The 18,727-nt window shown below is 71.9% G+C and carries 21 protein-coding genes; 9 read left to right on the top strand and 12 right to left on the bottom strand.

From position 1 onward, the window contains the following. The first annotated feature begins 38 nt into the window (after nt 1–38). The gene (locus tag J4H91_RS00200; protein WP_208044236.1) at nt 39–2,255 is read left to right on the top strand and encodes an NADP-dependent isocitrate dehydrogenase; all 2,217 of its coding nucleotides are present in this window, start codon (nt 39–41) and stop codon (nt 2,253–2,255) included. A 74-nt stretch (nt 2,256–2,329) separates the two neighbouring features. On the opposite strand, the gene rsgA is transcribed toward J4H91_RS00200, so the two are convergent. After that, entirely contained in the window at nt 2,330–3,403 is a 1,074-nt protein-coding gene (gene rsgA / locus J4H91_RS00195) for a ribosome small subunit-dependent GTPase A (protein ID WP_208044235.1), read from the bottom strand. Nucleotides 3,404–3,406: 3 nt separating this feature from the next. After that, nucleotides 3,407–4,927 carry a 3-phosphoshikimate 1-carboxyvinyltransferase gene (gene aroA / locus J4H91_RS00190; protein ID WP_208044234.1) on the bottom strand — a complete coding sequence of 507 codons (1,521 nt, stop codon included), beginning with the start codon at nt 4,925–4,927 and terminating at the stop codon, nt 3,407–3,409. Nucleotides 4,928–4,971: 44 nt separating this feature from the next. On the opposite strand from aroA, the gene J4H91_RS00185 reads away from it, so the two are divergent. Beyond that, nucleotides 4,972–5,628, top strand: coding sequence for a sigma-70 family RNA polymerase sigma factor (locus J4H91_RS00185; protein ID WP_424960814.1), 657 nt, complete (start codon nt 4,972–4,974; stop codon nt 5,626–5,628). Then, a complete protein-coding gene (locus tag J4H91_RS00180) occupies nt 5,625–5,894 on the top strand; it encodes a zf-HC2 domain-containing protein (RefSeq protein WP_208044233.1) in 270 nt (89 codons plus the stop codon). Before J4H91_RS00185 ends, J4H91_RS00180 begins: the two co-directional genes overlap by 4 nt. 154 nt (nt 5,895–6,048) lie before the next feature. On the opposite strand, the gene J4H91_RS00175 is transcribed toward J4H91_RS00180, so the two are convergent. The 5 genes from J4H91_RS00175 to J4H91_RS00155 all read right to left on the bottom strand — a co-directional run bounded on the left by J4H91_RS00175 (nt 6,049) and on the right by J4H91_RS00155 (nt 10,737). Further along, nucleotides 6,049–7,008 carry an alpha/beta fold hydrolase gene (locus J4H91_RS00175; protein WP_208044232.1) on the bottom strand — a complete coding sequence of 320 codons (960 nt, stop codon included), beginning with the start codon at nt 7,006–7,008 and terminating at the stop codon, nt 6,049–6,051. A gap of 282 nt (nt 7,009–7,290) precedes the next feature. Then, nucleotides 7,291–8,358, bottom strand: a complete 1,068-nt coding sequence (locus J4H91_RS00170; RefSeq protein WP_208044231.1) for a hypothetical protein — start codon at nt 8,356–8,358, stop codon at nt 7,291–7,293. A gap of 232 nt (nt 8,359–8,590) precedes the next feature. After that, the gene (locus J4H91_RS00165; RefSeq protein WP_208044565.1) at nt 8,591–8,920 is read right to left on the bottom strand and encodes a Fe-S oxidoreductase; all 330 of its coding nucleotides are present in this window, start codon (nt 8,918–8,920) and stop codon (nt 8,591–8,593) included. Nucleotides 8,921–9,006: 86 nt separating this feature from the next. Continuing rightward, nucleotides 9,007–9,849, bottom strand: a complete 843-nt coding sequence (locus J4H91_RS00160; protein WP_208044230.1) for an arginase family protein — start codon at nt 9,847–9,849, stop codon at nt 9,007–9,009. 51 nt (nt 9,850–9,900) lie between these two features. Further along, on the bottom strand, nt 9,901–10,737 hold the full coding sequence (locus tag J4H91_RS00155) for a DUF3097 family protein (protein WP_208044229.1): 837 nt from the start codon (nt 10,735–10,737) through the stop codon (nt 9,901–9,903). Nucleotides 10,738–10,778: 41 nt separating this feature from the next. On the opposite strand from J4H91_RS00155, the gene J4H91_RS00150 reads away from it, so the two are divergent. Then, nucleotides 10,779–11,909, top strand: a complete 1,131-nt coding sequence (locus tag J4H91_RS00150) for an enoyl-CoA hydratase/isomerase family protein (RefSeq protein WP_208044228.1) — start codon at nt 10,779–10,781, stop codon at nt 11,907–11,909. A gap of 29 nt (nt 11,910–11,938) precedes the next feature. On the opposite strand, the gene J4H91_RS00145 is transcribed toward J4H91_RS00150, so the two are convergent. Continuing rightward, nucleotides 11,939–12,295, bottom strand: coding sequence for a VOC family protein (locus J4H91_RS00145; RefSeq protein WP_208044227.1), 357 nt, complete (start codon nt 12,293–12,295; stop codon nt 11,939–11,941). A 115-nt stretch (nt 12,296–12,410) separates the two neighbouring features. Between J4H91_RS00145 and J4H91_RS00140 the strand changes: the two genes are divergently transcribed. After that, complete coding sequence (locus J4H91_RS00140; protein ID WP_208044226.1) at nt 12,411–13,271, top strand: DNA methyltransferase; 861 nt, start codon at nt 12,411–12,413, stop codon at nt 13,269–13,271. Between the two features lie 95 nt (nt 13,272–13,366). Then, nucleotides 13,367–14,929 carry a MocR-like pyridoxine biosynthesis transcription factor PdxR gene (gene pdxR, locus J4H91_RS00135; protein WP_341783361.1) on the top strand — a complete coding sequence of 521 codons (1,563 nt, stop codon included), beginning with the start codon at nt 13,367–13,369 and terminating at the stop codon, nt 14,927–14,929. A 64-nt stretch (nt 14,930–14,993) separates the two neighbouring features. On the opposite strand, the gene J4H91_RS00130 is transcribed toward pdxR, so the two are convergent. Further along, nucleotides 14,994–15,380: a DUF488 domain-containing protein gene (locus tag J4H91_RS00130; RefSeq protein ID WP_208044225.1), complete on the bottom strand. Its 387-nt coding sequence runs from the start codon at nt 15,378–15,380 to the stop codon at nt 14,994–14,996. A 58-nt stretch (nt 15,381–15,438) separates the two neighbouring features. On the opposite strand from J4H91_RS00130, the gene J4H91_RS00125 reads away from it, so the two are divergent. Further along, entirely contained in the window at nt 15,439–16,113 is a 675-nt protein-coding gene (locus J4H91_RS00125) for a metal-dependent transcriptional regulator (protein ID WP_341783359.1), read from the top strand. Nucleotides 16,114–16,116: 3 nt separating this feature from the next. Here the strand turns inward: J4H91_RS00125 and J4H91_RS00120 are convergent, their stop codons facing one another. Beyond that, the gene (locus J4H91_RS00120; RefSeq protein ID WP_208044223.1) at nt 16,117–16,488 is read right to left on the bottom strand and encodes a DMT family transporter; all 372 of its coding nucleotides are present in this window, start codon (nt 16,486–16,488) and stop codon (nt 16,117–16,119) included. A 1-nt stretch (nt 16,489) separates the two neighbouring features. Then, nucleotides 16,490–16,804, bottom strand: a complete 315-nt coding sequence (locus J4H91_RS00115; protein WP_208044563.1) for an SMR family transporter — start codon at nt 16,802–16,804, stop codon at nt 16,490–16,492. A gap of 168 nt (nt 16,805–16,972) precedes the next feature. Between J4H91_RS00115 and J4H91_RS00110 the strand changes: the two genes are divergently transcribed. Further along, nucleotides 16,973–17,617, top strand: coding sequence for an asparagine synthase (locus tag J4H91_RS00110; protein ID WP_208044222.1), 645 nt, complete (start codon nt 16,973–16,975; stop codon nt 17,615–17,617). 78 nt (nt 17,618–17,695) lie between these two features. Here J4H91_RS00110 and J4H91_RS00105 read toward each other — a convergent pair whose 3' ends face one another. Continuing rightward, nucleotides 17,696–18,037 (bottom strand): GNAT family N-acetyltransferase, encoded by a 342-nt coding sequence (locus J4H91_RS00105; RefSeq protein ID WP_208044221.1) that lies wholly within the window; start codon nt 18,035–18,037, stop codon nt 17,696–17,698. Nucleotides 18,038–18,086: 49 nt separating this feature from the next. On the opposite strand from J4H91_RS00105, the gene J4H91_RS00100 reads away from it, so the two are divergent. After that, nucleotides 18,087–18,695, top strand: coding sequence for a hypothetical protein (locus J4H91_RS00100; protein WP_208044220.1), 609 nt, complete (start codon nt 18,087–18,089; stop codon nt 18,693–18,695). Nucleotides 18,696–18,727: the final 32 nt, after the last annotated feature.

Below are 18,727 nucleotides of genomic sequence, written 5' to 3'. Positions count from 1 at the left end.
AATTACGCCGAGATTTTCGAACGGGAGAAATACGAGACGTGACCGACTCCACCATCATCTACACGCACACCGATGAGGCGCCCGCGCTCGCGACCGCATCGCTCCTTCCGATCGTGGAGGCCTTCGCCGGCGCCGCCGGCGTCTCGTTCGAGACCCGCGACATCTCGCTCTCGGGTCGTATCCTCTCGGCGTTCCCCGAGCGGCTGCAGCCGGAGCAGCGGGTGGGCGACGCGCTGGCCGAGCTCGGCGAGCTGGCCAAGACCCCCGAGTCGAACATCATCAAGCTGCCGAACATCTCGGCCTCGATCCCTCAGCTCAAGGCGGCCATCGCGGAGCTCCAGGAGCAGGGCTTCGACGTGCCCGACTATCCCGACGAGCCGCAGACCGACGACGAGCGCGAGGCGCGCGCCCGCTACGACCGCATCAAGGGATCCGCGGTCAACCCGGTGCTGCGTCAGGGCAACAGCGACCGCAGGGCCCCGCTCGCGGTCAAGGGCTACGCGCGCAAGCACCCGCACGTGAACAAGGCCTTCGGCGAGGGATCGAAGACCCGCGTCGCGACCATGGGCCACGACGACTTCTACTCGAACGAGAAGTCGGTCGTGATCCCGGAGAGCGACACCCTCTCTATCCGCTTCACCGCGGCCGACGGCACCGAGACCGTGCTCAAGGAGAGCCTGCCCGTGCTCGAGGGCGAGGTCGTGGACGCGACCTTCATGTCGGCCTCGGCGCTCGACGCCTTCCTCGCCGAGACCATCGAGCAGGCGAAGGCCGACGACGTGCTCTACTCGCTGCATCTCAAGGCGACCATGATGAAGGTCAGCGACCCTATCCTCTTCGGGCACGCCGTCAAGGCGTTCTTCAAGGACGTGTTCGACAAGCACGGCCCCGCCCTCGAGGAGGCCGGCCTCACCCCGAACAACGGTCTCGGCGCCATCCTCGCCGGCCTCGACGCCGTGCCGGGCGGCCAGACGATCGCCGACGAGATCGCGGCCGACATCGCCCGCGGCCCGCGCCTCTCCTACGTGAACAGCGACAAGGGCATCACCAACCTGCACGTGCCCTCCGACGTGATCGTCGACGCCTCGATGCCCGCCCTCATCCGCAACGGCGGCAGGCTGTGGGGCGCCGATGGCGGCGAGGCCGACACCATCGCTGTGATCCCCGACTCGTCGTACGCGGGCGTCTACCAGGCCACGATCGAGGACACGATCGCGAACGGCCCCCTCGACCCCGCCACCATCGGCACCGTGCCGAACGTCGGCCTCATGGCGCAGGCCGCGGAGGAGTACGGCAGCCACGACAAGACCTTCGAGATCCCCGCCGCCGGCCGGGTCGAGATCGTCAACGGCGCGGGCGACGTGCTGATCGCCCACGACGTGCAGGCCGGAGACATCTGGCGCGCCACCCAGACCAAGGACACCCCGATCCGCGACTGGGTGAAGCTCGCCGTGACCCGCGCGCGCGCCACCGGCGCCCCGGCGGTGTTCTGGCTCGACGAGAACCGCGCCCACGACGCGAATCTCATCGCGAAGGTGCGCGAGTACCTCGGCGATCACGACACCGAGGGCCTCACCATCGAGATCCTCGCGCCCGCCGATGCGACCCGGTACTCCCTCGAGCGCATCCGCCGCGGCGAAGACACCATCTCGGTGACCGGCAACGTGCTGCGCGACTACCTGACCGACCTGTTCCCGATCCTCGAGGTCGGCACGAGCGCCAAGATGCTCTCGATCGTGCCGCTGCTCGCGGGCGGAGGCCTCTTCGAGACCGGCGCCGGCGGTTCGGCCCCGAAGCACGTGCAGCAGCTGCTCGAGGAGGACTACCTGCGCTGGGACTCGCTCGGCGAGTTCTTCGCGCTCGCGGCATCGCTCGAGCACCTCGCCACCACCACGGGCAATGCCAAGGCCCAGGTGCTCGCCGACACCCTCGACCGCGCCACCGGCACCTTCCTCGAGGAGGATCGCTCGCCCGGTCGCAAGCTCGGCACGATCGACAACCGCGGCAGCCACTTCTACCTCGCCCTCTACTGGGCGCAGGAGCTCGCGCAGCAGACCGAAGACGCCGAACTGGCCGCGGCCTTCGCCCCCGTCGCAGAGCGGCTCGCCGCCGATGAGCAGCAGATCGTCTCCGAACTGCTCGCCGTGCAGGGCGAGCCGGTGGAGATCGGCGGGTACTACCGCCCCGACGCGGCACTGGTCGCGCAGGTGATGCGTCCGTCGGCCACGCTCAACGCGGTGATCGACGCGCTGTAGGCGGTTCCCTCGCGAGAAGGGACCCGGAACCTCGGTTCCGGGTCCCTTCGACGTTTCCGGTATTCGACGCGGCGCTATTTGAGGAGGCGGCGCAGCGACTCGACCCTCGCCGCGCCCGCGGCGTCGAGGCGCCCGTCGGCGATCGCCGCGTCGAGCTCGCAGTCGGGGGCGTCGTCGGAGTGCGAGCAGCCCCTGGGGCAGCCGTCGATGATCTCCGCGAGATCGGTGAAGCCGCGCAGGATGCTCTCGCCCGTCACGTGTCCGAGCCCGAAGGAGCGCACGCCCGGAGTGTCGATGACCCAGCCCGTATCGGCCGGGGCGCCGTCGGGTCCGATGCCTCCCGGGGTGTCGGCGCGGAACGCGACCGACGACGAGGAGGTGTGACGACCCCGCCCCGTGACCTCGTTGACGTGGCCCGTGGCCCGGTCGGCGTCGGGCACCAGAGCGTTGATGAGCGTCGACTTGCCGACGCCCGAGTGGCCGACGAACACGGTCGTGCACCCCGCGAGCGCCGCCCGGATCTCGTCGAGCGGCCACGATCCGGGGGCCGACCTGAAGACCGGCACCTCGAGCGCCGCGAAGTGCCCGAGGAACGGTTCGGGATCCGCGAGGTCGACCTTGGTGATGCAGATGAGCGGAGCGATCCCTGCGTCGTAGGCCGCGACCAGGTAGCGGTCGACGAGTCTGACGCGCGGCTCGGGGTTCGCCGCCGCGACCACGATGAGCATCTGGTCGGCGTTCGCGACCATCACGCGCTCCAGCCGATCGCTGTCGTCGGCGCTGCGCCGCAGCACGGTGCGCCGCTCCTCGAGGGCGACGATGCGGGCGAGGGATCCCTCGGCCCCGCTCGTGTCGCCGACGAGCTGCACCCGGTCGCCGATGACGATGGGGGTGCGGCGCAGCTCGCGGGCCCTGGCGGCGAGCACCGAGCGTTCGGCCGGGTCGGAGGGATCGGCTCCCGCGGCGATGAGCACGGTGTAACGACCCCGATCGACGGCGGTCACCATGCCGATCAGGGCGTCGGCGTGCTCGGGTCTGCGCTTCGTGCGGGGTCTGTTGGCTTTCGGGTTGGGGCGCTGCCGCACGGCGTGGTCGGCGTACTCGCCGTAGGGCACGTCGTCATCGTCGTCGGGCAGCAGCCAGCTCACGCGTCAGTCCCACTCCGAGATGCCGCGGGCGATGCGCCCGACCGTGCGACCCACGCCCTTCGCGATGGGGATGCCGATGTGATTCACGAGGCCGGCGATCAGATCGCCCTCCTCTCCGGTTCCGGCGTCGCCCGAGCCGCCTCGGCGCTCCTGCGTTTCCCCGTCGAGCATCCCGCCCCACAGCTCGGTGAACTGCGGCAGCGTCTTCGACGTGCAGCCGATGTCGTCGACCTCGACGCCGGGCACCCGGAGACCGATGAGCGCACCTGTCGTCGCCATGCGGTGATCGGCGTAGGCGCCCCAGAGCCCGCCGTGCAGTTCGGCCGGGTGGATCGCGATGCCGTCCTCGAGCTCTTCGGCCTCGCCGCCCAGACGCCTGATCTCGGCGACGAGCGCGGCGATGCGGTCGGTCTCGTGATGGCGGATGTGCCCGATACCCGTGATGCGGCTCGACTCGCCCTGCATTCCGGCGAGCACGGCGAGGCCGACGAGGGTCGGGGCGAGCTCGCCCGCCTCGGGGACGTACAGCTCGACGCCGCGCACTCGGCCATCGCCCGACACGGTGAGGGATCCGTCGGTCGTCAGTTCGACGCGCGCGCCGAACTCGGGCAGCAGCTCGCGCAGCCGGTCGCCGACCTGGGTGGTCTCGCCCGGCCAGCCCGGAACGGTCACGCTGCCTCCCACCGCGACCGCGGCGGCGAGGAACGGAGCGGCGTTCGACAGGTCGGGCTCGATCGCGAGGTCGCGCGCCGCGATGGACCCGGGGCCGACCGCCCACTCGCCCTCGGCGGGCCGCTCGACCTCGACACCGCGCGAGCGGAGCGCGTCGATCGTCATCTCGATGTGGGGGAGGCTCGGCACGCGCGCTCCCATGTGCACCACGTGCACGCCCTCGTCGAAGCGGGAGCCCGAGAGCAACAGCGCCGAGACGAACTGACTCGAGAGCGATGCGTCGATCTCGACGCGGCCGCCGCGCAGCGAACCGGTGCCGTGCACAGTGAAGGGGAGCGCGCCGCGGTTCTCGTCGGCGATGTCGGCGCCGAGCGCGCGCAGCGCCTCGAGCAGCGGCCGCATGGGCCGCTTGCGAGCGTAGGGATCGCCGTCGAACGCGACGGGACCGAGCGCGAGCGCCGCGACCGGGGGTACGAAACGCATGACCGTTCCCGCGAGCCCGCATTCGATGCTCGTCGATCCGATCAGCTCCTCCGCCGGGGTGACGCGCAGGTCGGGGCCGTAGAGGCCATCGTTCGGGACCTCCTCGATCGTCGTGCCGATGGCGCGCAGCGCGTCGACCATGAGCGCGGAGTCGCGGGAGTGCAGGGGCGAGCGGAGCAGGCCCGGCCCGTCCGCGAGCGCTGCGAGCACGAGTTCGCGCCCCGTCTGCGACTTGGAGCCGGGGAGCGGCACGCGCGCATCGACCGACCCTGCGGCCATCGGGGCCGACCAGTGCGCGGATCCGCCGGATCCCTCGCCCGTCCGGATCTCGTCGCCGTCTTTGCCGTGGTTCATCTTCGCTTCGAGCATCGGTGTCCAGTCTACCCGTCGGCCTGCCGGATAGGATCGGAGACGTGAGTGAGCGCGCTGTGCAGGAGAACGAGACGCCGGAGCGGCTCGAGGCCCGGTTCCGGGAGGAGGCGCTGCCGCTGCTCGATCAGCTCTACGGCGCCGCGATGAAGATGACGCGCAACCCCCAGGATGCGCAGGACCTGGTGCAGGAGACCTTCCTCAAGGCCTACTCGGCGTTCGCCTCGTACCAGGCGGGCACGAACCTCAAGGCCTGGCTCTACCGCATCATGACCAACAGCTACATCAACACCTACCGCAAGAAGCAGCGCGAGCCCTACCTGGGCGTGGTCGAGGATCTCGAGGACTGGCAGCTGGGCGGCGCCGAGTCGACGACGGCGATGTCCTCGCGGTCGGCCGAGGCGGAGGCGATCGACCGCACGCCCGACTCGGTGGTGACCGACGCGCTCAATGCGCTGCCCGAGGACTTCAGGATGGCGGTGTACCTCGCCGACGTCGAGGGCTTCAGCTACCAGGAGATCGCCGACATCGCCGAGGTGCCCATCGGCACGGTCATGAGCCGTCTGCACCGGGGACGCGCGCGACTGCGCAAGGCTCTCGGGGAATATGCGGGCGAGCAGGGCGTTGGACAGAGCATGGGGAAGAAGTCGGCGAAGGCGGCGGCATCGACCCGAGGGAAGAGCGAGGAGGACGCGCGATGAGCGATTGCGGTTGCGAGAAGGCGAAGGCCAATCTGTACGAGCTGTTGCGCGGCGAGCTCTGCGCTGAAGAATCGGCACCGATCCGCGAGCATCTCGACAGCTGCCCGCACTGCCGCGACGAGCAGTCGGTCTGCATCAGCCTCACCGAGGTGGTGCGCCGGGCGTGCGAGGACGAGCGCGACAGCAACTGCCCGCCCGAGGAGCTGCGGGACGCGATCCTGCGGGCGCTGAGCGTGGATTCGCCTGCGGATTCGCCCGCGGCCTGACCCGGCGCGCTCCTACCGCTGGTTGAGCGGGCGAGTCTCCACCGCCGGTTGAGCGAGCGAAGCGAGTCGAAGCCCGGCGACCGAGACGATACTCCGGTTTCGACTCGTCGCTGAGCTCCTCGCCAAGCCGGTGGAATGTTCGCCCCCGTTCCGCTCAACCGGCGTTCCCTCCACCTCCGCAGAGCCCGCGTACAGCGCCGGCCAGCTCGACGGGTGCGGCCTCGTGGAGGTTGTGCGGCCCGGCCACCTCGACGATCTCGCTGTGCGGCAGCCGTTGGCGCCACTCGGCGACGTGCGCCTCGGTCAACATGCCGCGCGTCGCGCGGACGAGCGAGACGGGGATGCCGTGCTCCTGCGCCGTTTCGAGCGCCGCCCAGATCGGGGCGTAGGGGAGCGGGTCTCCCGGTGCCGCGGGCAGCCGGTCGAGGTGGGCGAGGTGGTGCGTCCACTCGATGCGGCCGTCGGCGCGCAGCCGGGTGTTGAGGGTGACGCCTCGGGTGAGCGCGGTGCGGTCGCTGCCGATGCCGAACTCGACGGCGCGGTCGACGATCTCCTCGATCGATCCGTAGTCGCGCTTGCCCAGGATGAACTCGGCGACGGCCCCCGCGTCTCCCGCGGGAGAGACGCCGGGCGTGATGTCGACGACGATGAGTCGCTCGACGAGGTCGGGGCGCTCCGAGGCGATGATCGCGGCGGTGAGTCCGCCGAGCGAGTGGCCGACGAGCGCGACGGGCTGCGGTGCGAGCCGTTCGATCGCCGCGGCGACGTCCGAGGCCATCGTGCCCGGGCGGTAGTCGGCGTCGGCTCGCCAGTCGCTGCGTCCGTGGCCCGGCAGGTCGAGCGCCACGGCGGGCGCGCCGAGCGCGAGCAGCATCGGGTCGAAGCTGTGCGCGTTGAGCCCGGCCCCGTGCAGCGCCGCGACCGCGGGCGGAGCGCTCGCGTCGGATGCCTGCGCGTTCGGCGTGAACACGAGCCCGCTGATCCCTCGCCCATCAGAGACCTCGACCCGCACGCGCCGCACGGCCGGCAGCGGCCCGTCCGCTCCGACGCGCGCGGCGTCTCCCACCAGGAACCGGAACTCGTCACTGCTGTCGTCGTCGCGCTGCTCGCTCATGCGTCTCACAGTATCCTGCCTGTGCCGGGCCGGGCCGGGCCGCACGGGTCGATCCGTGCCGGTCCGATCCCTCCGTCCCGCCCCGATCGTCCTGACCCGAGATGCGCCCATTTTCACGAGACGCACGCATATGCACGTTGATTTCGGCGCCTTTTCGTGCAAACATCCGCGTCTCGCGGCGCAGCTTCGGCGCTCGCGGCGCGTGCGTCGACCGGCGCGCGGGCCCCGCGCGGGCCTCGTGCGGGCGCCGTGTGATGCTGGACGACCCTCAGCCCCGATATCTCACCGCGCCTCGCGCAGGAACCTCGCGATCTCGGGCCCGAAGCACTCGACGGCTCGCCCCGGGAACGGCACCCCGAACTCGCGCAGGTGCGTCGCGAATCGCTCCACCGTCACGACCTCTCGAACGCCCCAGCGCACTCCGTTCATGCGGGTGACGCCGCTCACCCAGTTGTGCCGCCGTCGTTCGTGCTCGAAGACCTCGTCGGGGGTGCGCTGCCCGCGCAGTTCGTCGTCGAAGTACTTCCCCTTGCCATCGCACTCGCCGAAGAACCCGACGCTGCGGAACAGGAAGTCCAGATACAGCGTGCCGCCCCGCTCCGACCTCACGGGCACCTGCAGTTCGGGCTCGAGGCCGATCTGCCACGATCGCAGGCGGCTGACGCTTTCGAGCGGCGACTCGGCCCGCGGGTCGGCGAGAGCCGCGAGTGCGCGCAGCGCACGGACTCCCCGCGCTCCCGCTCGTGAGCGCGCCAGCGCCAGGAGGCGTGCGCGCCACGCCTCCACGCCCCGGGGGTCGATGAGCCGACCCACGGCGACCTCGTCGCGCAGCAGCCGGTCGGCGCAGGAGAGCGCGACGGCGAACGGCTCGCTCGCGGCGAGGTCCGCGAGCGTGCGATCCGCCGAGGTGCAGGTGAAACCCGCGATGCGGACGGTGTCGGCGCTCCCGTCCGGGCGGCGGTACAGCTTCGACCGCGCGCCGCCGCTTCCCGAGGCGGCGATGGGCGCGAGCAGGTGCGCGGTCAGGCAGTCGCGCACCGCTCGATCGCGCTCGCCCCTCATCCAATCGGACCAGACCGGAAGCCCGTGCAGCGTCGCGGCGCTGCGGTGCGAGAACACGCCGTTGCCGTGCCGGTCGGACCGTGCCGCGTGCATCACCATGAGGTGCCGCACATCCGGCCGTTCGGCCTCCCACGTTTCGCCGCGAACGTACCAGCCGTTGCGCAGCCGAATGAGTTCGCCTGACGACACCCGGTCGGCGATCCCTCGCCAGCTCAGGCCCGAGCGCATCAGGGCGCCGCGGGATAAGACTGCGGCAACCGCCCGGTCGATCTTCTCTCTCAGCTCCATACCGGCGATCATGGCCCCTGAACGCGCCCGGTGGGGGCGATCCGGGCGATCTGTGGAAAGGTCAGGGCACTTTCTAGCTGTGGAGGGAGAACCGCGTGCGCGGGATGGGCATGTCGCCAGATGGCGGACGTGTCACGAGATGCGGCCTATTTCCCGGGATATCCGGGTCATCTGGTGCGAACACCCGCATCTCGCGGGTGGGGTCGGGGAGGCGAGGGATCCTGCCGCGCGGTCAGCCGCGGCGCACGTAGCCGCCGTCCTCGAGGCCCGCCTCGATCTCGAAGCGGTTGCGCAACGGGTCGCGCCCCGCCAGCAGGTACAGCAGCGGCAGCGCGAGTCCGTAGTGCCGCCACTGCTCGCGGTGCACGCGCTCGTGGCGCAGGACGGCGGGGGAGGCGTTCCGGTCGGTGAGGTAGCAGGCCCCGACGCAGCTGCCCCCGCGCCCGAAGGTCCACTTCGGCATGCCCCGGAACACCCACAGCCCGTCGTGGCGCCGCACGCGCCCGGTGCTCCAGATCGAGCCCCACACGAAGCCGACGCACGTCGCGTAGAGGTAGCCGATCCGGGCGAGCGGCCACGGCCGCGCGTCGCGATACCGCTCGGCCCCGGAGGGAGTCTCTGCGCTCTCGGGAGCCGGCCGGGGCGCGCTCACGCCGCGGAGCCCGAGGTCAGCGCGCCGAGCACGCGCAGCACGGTCGGCAGGTCTTCGGCGGCCGCGCCGGCGTCGGCGGGTGCGAACTCGCAGATCGCGGCCCCGCCCAGCGGTACGGCCGCGACGGCCGCGCGGATCGCCGCGGTGAGGTGGGCGACCGGGAGGCCGAACGGCACCGGGGCGTGCACCGCGGCGAACTCGGCCGGGTCGAGCACGTCGAGGTCGACGTGAATGTAGACGCGGTCGGCGCCGGAGACGCGCTCCGCGACGCGAGCCGCGAACGTCTCTGCGCTCTCGTCGCCGGGCAGCAGCGTCGTGATGCCGAGGCGCTCGATCTCCTCCGATTCCTCGGGATCGGCGGCGCGGGTGCCGATGAGCGTGAGGCGCGAGGGATCGATCGCCGGCTGCGAGACGAGGTCGGCGGCGCCGTCGCCGAGTGCGTGCCGCAGGGTCATACCCGACGCGGCTCCCGAGGGCGAGGTGCTGGGATGCTGCAGATCGGGGTGGGCGTCGAACCAGAGGACGGCGAGGGATCCCTCGCCCCTCATCGCGGCGTCGAGGCCCGCGAGCGACGACGCGCAGTCGCCCCCGAGCACGATCGGGGGAGCCTCCGCATCGGCGAGCGCCTCGCGCGCGGCCTCCCGGGCGCGGAGGAGGCTGCTGAGCCTCGCTACCGGGGTGCCCATAGCGTCGCCGGCCTCGAGCGGCACGGCCACCTCGCGGGTCGAAGAGGACGGCAGGTCCTCGCGCAGCGCCTCGGCCCCGTCGGCCAGCTGCATGGCCCGCGACGACGACGAGCCCTGCCATTCGGGCATGAGCAGGAACAGGGGTCTCGACACAGCGCCTCCTCCGATCGCGCACGGCTCTCCCAGCAGGATACGCCCGCCGGCTCAGCCCACGGTGACGAAGTCGATGAGGTGCTCGACCCGACCGACCAGCTCGGGCTCGAGGTCGCGGAAGTCGCGCACGCGACCGCGGATGCGCGACCACGCATCGGCGATGTCGGCGGGCTCGTCGGACGGCCAGCCGAGGGCGCGGCAGATGCCGGTCTTCCACTCGATCGAGCGAGGGATCTGAGGCCACGCCTGCAGGCCGACCCGGGCGGGTTTCACCGCCTGCCAGATGTCGACGAAGGGGTGGCCCACGATGAGCACGTGCGCGCCGTGGGGGCCCCGTGCGATGGCGTCGGCGATGCGGGTCTCCTTGCTGCCGCGCACGAGGTGGTCGAGCAGCACCCCGGCTCGCCTGCCCTCGCCCGGGCCGAACTCCCGCAGCACCGCTTCGAGGTTGTCGGCGCCCTGCAGCAGCTCGACCACGACGCCTTCGACCCGGAGGTCATCGCCCCAGACCTGCTCGACCAGCTCGGCATCGTGCTTGCCCTCGACGAAGATGCGGCTCGGCATCGCGATGCGCGCGCGCTGCTGCGGAGCGGCGAAGGAGCCCGATGCCGTGCGCTGCCGACCGGCCGGCTTGCGCTTCGGCATCACGAGCGACACGGGCTCGCCGTCGATGAGGAAGCCGTCGGCGAGCGGGAAGGCGCGCACCTTGCCACGGAAGTCCTCGAGCTGCACGAGGCCCTCGCGAGCGCCGACCACGGCACCGCACCACTCCGACTCCGTGTGCTCGACCACGAGGCCCTTCGCGAGGGGCACCTCGAGGCGCTGCACGGGCCCGCGCCTCGGCTTCATCCTGGCGACGGGGTCGTTGTCATAGCGGTCGTCGAACACGGGAACCGAGCCTACCGCCTGCGGGCTGCTACGGTGCTGGCATGAGCATCGCAGCCGATCCCTCTCAGGTACCGCCCGCACCAGAACCGGGGGAACCGCTCATCATCAGCAGGAGCGAGGGGGCGATCGCCCGCATCACGCTGAGCCGGCCGCGCGCCATCAACGCGCTCAACCGGGAGATGTTCCTCGGTCTCGAGGCCGCGCTCGCCGCGGCGCGAGCGGACGCTCCCTCGGCGATCGTGCTCGACGGAGCGGGAGAACGGGGCTTCTGCGGGGGCGGGGACATCAAGGAGCTCGCGCGCGGGGGCGCGCGAGAGATTCTCGCGATCGAGTACCGAGTCGACCACGCGGTCGGCTTCTCGCCCATTCCCGTCGTCGGATTCATGGACGGCGTGACGATGGGCGGCGGGATCGGCCTCACCGGGCACGCTCGGCACCGCGTCGTCACGGAGCGCAGCCGCTTGGCGATGCCCGAGGTGCGCATCGGGATCATCCCCGACGTGGGCGGGCACCTGCTGCTCGCCCGCGCTCCCGGCAGGCTCGGCGAACTGCTCGCGATCACCGCGGGTGAGATGCGTGCGGGCGACGCGATCGCCCTCGGCTTCGCCGACCACTACGTGCCCTCCGAGCGGCTGGACGGGCTGCGCGCGGCGCTCGCCTCGGGCGAGGACCCCGGCACCGTGTGCGCTCGCTTCGCCGAACCGGCGCCCGAGGCGCCGCTGCTCGCCACCCGCGAGTGGTGGGAGCCGATCGCAGAGACCGCCCTCGCGCGCGCCGCGGACGACCCGAAGGGCGCGCTGCTGCGTCTGCTCGCCGCACTCGATGCAGCCGGCGCCGCAGGCGCGCCCGCGGCTGACGATGCCGCCCGCATCGCGACTGCCGTGCGCGGCATGTGCCCGACTTCGGTCGCCGTGACCCTCGCCCAGCTCGACCGCACGCGCAGGCTCGGGCTCGGGCTCACCGAGGTGCTGCGCGACGACCTGCGCGTGGTCGGCAGGCTCGCACCCCGGGCCGATTTCGCGGAGGGCGTGCGCGCCCAGGTGATCGACAAGGACAGGGATCCGCACTGGTCGCCCGCGACGGTCGGCGAACTCGACCCCGCCGAGCTCGCCGAGATCCTGCACCCCGAGCTCGGCCCGAACGAGCCGCCGCTCGAACTCGCGGACCTCTGACTTCCGAGCTGCGGGTGCGACCCGACCGCTCAGTGCGGGTCGCCGATGCAGAACTCGTTCCCGTCGGGGTCGGCGAAGGTGTCCCACCTGAAGTCCGCCTCGCCGCGCTGCCCGAGATGCGTCGCCCCGGCTGCGACCCAGTCCGCGACGACGCTCTCGCGGGCGGCCTCGGTGCCCCGGTCGAGGTCGAGATGCAGCCGGTTCTTCCCCGGAGTCGGCTCGTCCACCCGTTGGAAGCCCAGGGCGACGGGGAGTTGTGGAGCGCGGACCATGCAGAACCACCCCTCGGCGTCGTGCACGATCTCGCCGCCCAGCCGCTCGGCCCACCAGGCGGCGAGGCCGCGGGCATCCGCCGTGTCGATCGTGATCATTCCGAGTCGGATCATGACTGCTCCATTCGTCCGGCTGCCTCGCCGGGCCGGTCGACCCCGAGGCTGCGACCGGCCCTCGCCGGCTGCGCCTCACGTTACCGCCCGCCTCCGACACCGTTAGGCTGGATCGGTGCACGAAGCCTGGCGACCCGACGGACCCGATCTGGTGCTCGCGGGCGACAACCTCCGGCACCTCCGCGCGCTGCCCGACGGCGCCTTCACGGTCGTCTATCTCGATCCGCCGTTCAACACGGGGCTGTTCCGGCAGGCCGAACGGGTCCGCGGCGTGCGTACGAGCGGCGAGACCGAGGGCGGTAGGCTCGGCTTCCGCGGGCAGGGTTACGAGGTGACCCGCGAGCGCACGCTCGCCTTCGACGACCGCTTCGTCGACTACTGGGAGTTCCTCGAACCCCGCGTCGAGGAGGCCTGGCGCCTGCTCGCGCCGGACGGCACGCTCTACCTGCACCTCGACTACCGGGAGGTGCACTACGCGAAGGTGCTGCTCGACGCGCTCTTCGGCCGCGACTGCTTCCTCAACGAGATCATCTGGGCCTACGACTACGGTGCGCGGTCCCGGCGCAAGTGGCCGACCAAGCACGAGAACATCCTCGTCTACGTCAAGGATCCCGACCGCTATCACTTCGACGCCGAGGCGGTCGACCGCGAGCCCTACATGGCCCCGAGCCTCGTGACGGCCGAGCGCGCCGCGCGCGGCAAGCTGCCGACCGACACCTGGTGGCACACGATCGTCTCGCCGACGGGGAAGGAGCGCACCGGCTATCCCACCCAGAAGCCGCTCGGCATCCTGCGGCGCATGATCCAGGCGTCGAGCCGGCCGGGGGACTGGGTGCTCGATCCCTTCGCGGGGAGCGGCACGACGGGGGAGGCTGCGGCGCAGCTCGACCGCCGCTTCGTGCTCATGGACGAGAACGAGTCCGCGCTCCGGGTGATGCGCGAGCGGCTGGCGGGGACGGCTCCGGCCTTCAGGTGACGGATAGGGCGCGGGCGGCGCTATTGGTCCAGCGCGATATCGGATGTCGGTATATGCGCCTGGACCAGTCGGGTCCGGCGTGCCAGACTGCTCGGGTGAGCACGAACTCCTTGCGAACCCCTGCGGAGCTCCCCCTGCAGCTCGATCGCGCGGCCGACGCCTCGCTGCCCGTGCAGCTCGCCGCGGCGCTGCGCGATGAGATCGACGCCGGCCGCCTGCGGCCGGGCGAGGGCGTGCCCGCGACCCGGGCGCTCGCCTCGCGGCTCGGGGTGGCGCGCGGCGTCGTCGTGACGGCGTACGAGCAGCTCGTCGCCGAGGGGTACCTGCGTGCGGAGCACGGCAGGGGCACCGCCGTGAACCCCGACCTGGGCGCGCTCGGCGGGCAGCCCCGTGCGGCGTTTCCCGATCCCTCACCGAACACGGGCGACGCGGATCGCGCGACCCCGGTCGGGGCCGAGGAGCCCCCGCTGCGACCGCCGCTGGCGCCCGGCACCCCGCTCACCGACGTGACCGAGCGGCCGGCCTGGCGGGCCGCGTGGCGCGATGCGGTGCGCGTGGCGGATCGGCGCCAGCCGGCTCTCGGCGATCCGAGGCTGCGGCACGAGATCGCCGAGCACCTGCGACTCATGCGCGGCACATCGCGATCCGTCCGCGACGTCATCGTCACCGCGGGCGCCCGCGAGGGGCTCGGCCTGCTGCTCACGGCGCTCGGCACCACGCGCGGCAACGGCCTCGTCGTCGGCGTCGAGGATCCGGGATACCCGTCGCTGCGCGGCGTCGCGGCCCGACACGGCGCCCGGATCGTCTCGCTGCCGGTCGACGCCGACGGGCTGCGGACCTCGGCCCTGCCCGCTGCGGGCATGCTCGACCTCGTCATCGTCACCCCGAGCCACCAGTACCCCGTCGGCGGATCCCTCCCGCTGCCGCGCCGCCGCGAACTGCTCGACTGGGCCGCGCGCACCGGGGTGATCGTCGTCGAGGACGACTACGACTCGGAGCTGCGGCACTCCGGCGGCCCGCTGCCCGCGCTCGCAGCGCTCGACGACCCGCTGCGGGGATCCGTCGTGACCCTGGGCACGTTCTCGAGCACGATCTCGCCGGCGCTCGCCGCGGGCTTTCTGCTCGCGCCCGAGAACCTGCGAGCCCTGCTCGAGCCCGTGCGCCTCGACCTGGGATCCCCGGTGTCATCGGTGGTGCAGCTCGCGCTCGCCGACTACCTGGCGAGCGGGGAGCTGCGCCGCAACATCGCACGCGTGCGGCGCAGGCACTCGGCGCGCCGCGACCGCATCTCCGCGCGGTTCGCCGGGGTGCCCGGGGTGCGGGTGCGGCCGATGAGCGGAGGCCTGCACGCGGTGCTCGAGCTCACTGCCCCGCCGGGCGGGGCCGGTCGCGCGGGCGGTTCGGGGGCCGCGGCGACGACCGCGGACCGCGCTCCCGGGTCCCTCGCCCCGATCGAGTGGGAGGCCGCCGTGGTGGCGCGCGCCGCCGAGCCTGCGCCCCGCTTCCCGGCGGGCCTCGGCGTCGCGGCGCTCGGCGACTACTGGCAGCATCGGCGCCCCGACCGCACGGCGGGCATCGTGCTCGGCATGGGCGGGCCCGACGACGCCGAGTTCGCCGACGCGATCGAACGCCTGCGCGAGGTGCTGACCCCCTCCTGAGCTTCGCCGGACAGCCGGCCCCGAGCCTCGGGAGACGCCGGGCGCGGGAGCATCCGCGCCCCGCTCAGCCGTCCCCGCGCAGGCGCTCCAGCAGCGCCTCGCGCAGCACGACGGCGTGGTTGGTCTCCGGATCCCTCGCCCCGTAGAGCAGGGTGAGCGGCGAGTGCTCGCGCGCCAGACGCACGAGCTCGTCGAGGGCCGCGCCGGCCGCGCCGCCCGACAGCTCGGCGCGGTAGTCGGCGGCGAACCCGGCGAAGTGCGCGGGGGATCGACTGTCGACCTCCGCGTGCCACGCGCGCCGCAGCTCGGTGCTCGGGGCCGCCTCCTTCTCCCAGAGATCGAGCGCGGCCGCCTCCTTCGACACTCCGCGGGGCCAGAGACGGTCGACGAGCACCCGGAAGCCGTCCCCCGGAGCCGCCGGTTCATACACCCGCTTGATCCTGATGTCCATGCTCCCAGTGTCCCTCTCGAGGTGCCGCGGCGCCAGGGGAGCGGGTACCCTTGTGCGGGTGGGCGTCGACGACATCTCTCCGAGCATGCAGAACTACCTCAAGGTCATCTGGGGGCTGCAGGAGTGGTCCGACGCGCCGGTGTCGAACTCGGCGATCGCCGAGGCCGCAGGCGTGAGGCTGTCCACCGTTTCCGACGCCCTGCGCAAGCTCTCGGACCTCGAGCTCATCGGTCATGTGCGCTACGGGGCGGTCACGCTGACCGACGACGGCCGGGAGCACGCGGTCTCCATGATCCGGAGGCACCGGCTGCTCGAGACCTTCCTCGTGCAGATGCTGGGCTACGAGTGGGACGAGGTGCACGACGAGGCCGACCGCCTTGAGCACGCGGTCTCCGACGAGCTCATCGACCGCGTCGACCGGGTGCTCGGTTTTCCGACGAGGGATCCGCACGGCGACCCCATCCCGAGCGCCGACGGGCGGGTGCACCGCCCCGACGCGATCGTGCTCGCAGAGGCCTCCGCACCCTGCCGGGTGCGAGTCGAGCGGATCTCGGACGCCGACAACGAGATGCTGCAGTACTTCGCGAGCCGCGGGCTCGTCGTGGACGCCGAACTCGATGTGCTGCCGGGGGAGCCCTACTCCGAGACCGTGACGGTGCGCGTCGCGGGCTCGGAGGGGCCCGTCAGCCTCGGCCCCGCCGCGGCCGCCTCGGTGTGGGCCTCGCTGCTGTAGCGCTCAGCCTGCCTCGGTGCGCGGCTTCGGGTCGCCTGCGAACTTGAGGCCGATCACGCACCCGACGATTCCCGCGAGGAAGAGCATCTTGAGGGGCGAGGGATCCTCGGTGCCCAGCGCGAACGACGCGCCGACGGTGAGGGCGGCGCCGAGCCCGGTCCAGATCGCGTAGGCCACGCTCACGGGGAGGCCGCGCATCGCATAGCCGAGGCCGACGAGACTGAGCACGTTGGCGACGACGAACACGAGGCTCGGCAGCAGCCTCGTGAATCCGTGCGACTCGTCGAGCATGATCGCCCAGAGCGCCTCGAGCGCCGCGCTGACGATGAGCACGACCCAGTGCACGCCCGTCGGCGTCTTCTCCGCGCGCGCCATCTCAGCTCACCGCCTTCAGGCCGACGACGCAGGCGATGAGCCCCAGCAGCAGGACGACGCGCAGCACGGTCGCCCGGTCTTTGCGGGTGATCATCGCCCAGGCCGCGGTGAGCACGGCCCCGATGCCCACCCACACCGCGTAGGCGGTGCCGACGGGGATCTCGGACATGCCGTAGGCGAGCCCGGCCATGCTCGCGATGTAGGTGATGACGAAGAGGAGGGTCGGCCGCAGCCGCTTGAAACCGTGAGAGGCGTCGAGCGCGGTCGCCCAGACCGCCTCGAGCATGCCGCTCAGAATGAGGAGCACCCATGCGATGGACATGACGATCATCCTTCCGGCCGTCGTCAGTGTGCGGGTACAGCTCCCTCGTCCGCGCCCCGGTTCGCGGGGCCTCACTCGATTCTCTCACACTCCTGTGCCCGTGCGGAGTGAGTATCGGCGATAATGGATCGAGGTGCGCATGTGCGCCCCGGGAGGAGTGCCGTGTTCGGCTGGTCGAAGAAACGCAAGCGTCGTGGCGGGCATAGCTCGCGACGCCTGCCGCGCCGAGTGCTGGCCCCCGTCGAGGAGATCGTCGAGCAGGGCCTGATGGTCGCCGACGTCGCCGTGCGCATGACGGTGAAGAACGACATCATCATGAACGCGCTGAAGCGCAACATCGACTACGACGAGGCGCAGATCGTGGAGATGGTGCGTTCGGCCACCGAGGCGCTCGCTGAGGAGCGCGAGCGCGACGCGAAGCACATCTCGCGGATGATCGGCGAGATCCGCGAGACGGGGCGCAGCTCGTGGAGCGAATCCGACTACGGCAATGACGACAGCCGCACGCTGCGGCACCGGCTCGAGGTCTACGAGGGCGTCGCCGCCGAGCTGCGCCTGCGCTGCGCGGACGAGCAGTATCTCGCCGAGACCGCCGCCCGGGCCCGCGATCTCGCCTGGGGCGAGATCGGCGACTCGCTGAAGGAGCGCGCAACGCACCCCTACTACAGCGGCGGGCACGACGAGGAGTATCGCAGCCATCGCGACGAGCGCATCCAGCAGCTCATCGAGCACGACCTGACCGAACTGCTCCAGGAGCGCGGCGAGAAGCCGTCGAAGGTCCGGAAGCGCATCCGCAAGGAGAAGTAGTCTTCGGTCGAACTCGTGGTGTCGGTCGAGCCCGGGGCGTTGGCGGGGTTGACGAATCGGTGCGCCGAGCCGGTGGGTTCAGCGCGTCGGCCGGCCCTCGTCATCAAGCAGCTCGGGGTGTCTCCCGAGGTACCCCGCGATGAACCAGCAGGACGCTCGCACCCGCCGCCCCCGTGCGGCCTCGCCGGTGAGGGCGCGCTGCGCGAGCAGGCCTGCGACGCCGGTGCCGCGCATGGGAGGAGTCACCACGGTGTGGTCGAAGTCGATCGCATCGTCGCCGAGCAGGGTGTAGTGCGCCTCCCCGATGAGGAGCGCGTCGTCACCGGATCCCCGCAACGCCGCATATCTGCTGCGCTCCGGCTCGTGCACGATGCGGATGCCGTCGGCGGCCGCCTGATCCTCGTCCCGGTATCTGGCCATGGCGCCACCCTAGCGCGGCCGACCGCGTCGGCCGAGGTATTCTGAGGGGATGCGTAGGAAGACTCTGCCCGTCGTGGCCGGGGCGGCTCTGCTGCTCGTGCTCGGCGGCTGCGCGCCGGAGCCCGAGACGCCCGCCGAACCCGAGGTCGAGGTGCTCTCCGCTACCAAGGCGGGCGGGCTGTACCTCGACGCCGTCTGTCCCGTGAACGAGGCCTGGGGCGCTGTCGACGTGGAGATCGACCGCCTGCGCATCGCCCAGACCCGGGGTGAGACGGGCACCGACGACTTCGCGGAGGCGATGCGCGCGGTCGGGAAGGCGAGCGAAGAGGCGGCGAAGCAGCTCGAGCCCAAGGACCGAGCCTGGCCGGATGACGCGACCGATGAGATCGCGGCCGTTCGGGAAACGCTGCGCTCGGATGCGAAGCAGGCGGCGAAGGTGGCCGCCATGCCGATCGACGACGTGCTCGGCTACGCCTGGAAGGACTCGGCCGAGGTCGGAACGACCGCCGCGGAGGCGCGCGCGGTGCTCGGCCTTCCCGCCGACCCGGTCACGGCGTGCGCGCAGTGGGAGCAGCAGCGTGCCGAGGCGGAGGCTGCGGAGGAGGCCGAGAAGGCCGCGAAGCAGACCGAGAAGAAAGGTGAACGCCCCACCGATTGACGGAGCCCCACTCCGCTGGCCCGGCGAGGAGC

It is taken from the genome of Leucobacter ruminantium (assembly GCF_017565705.1).
Taxonomy (GTDB): domain Bacteria; phylum Actinomycetota; class Actinomycetes; order Actinomycetales; family Microbacteriaceae; genus Leucobacter; species Leucobacter ruminantium.
Note: the sequence above shows the minus strand (reverse complement) of the source record. Positions and strands in the feature narration are given on the sequence as shown.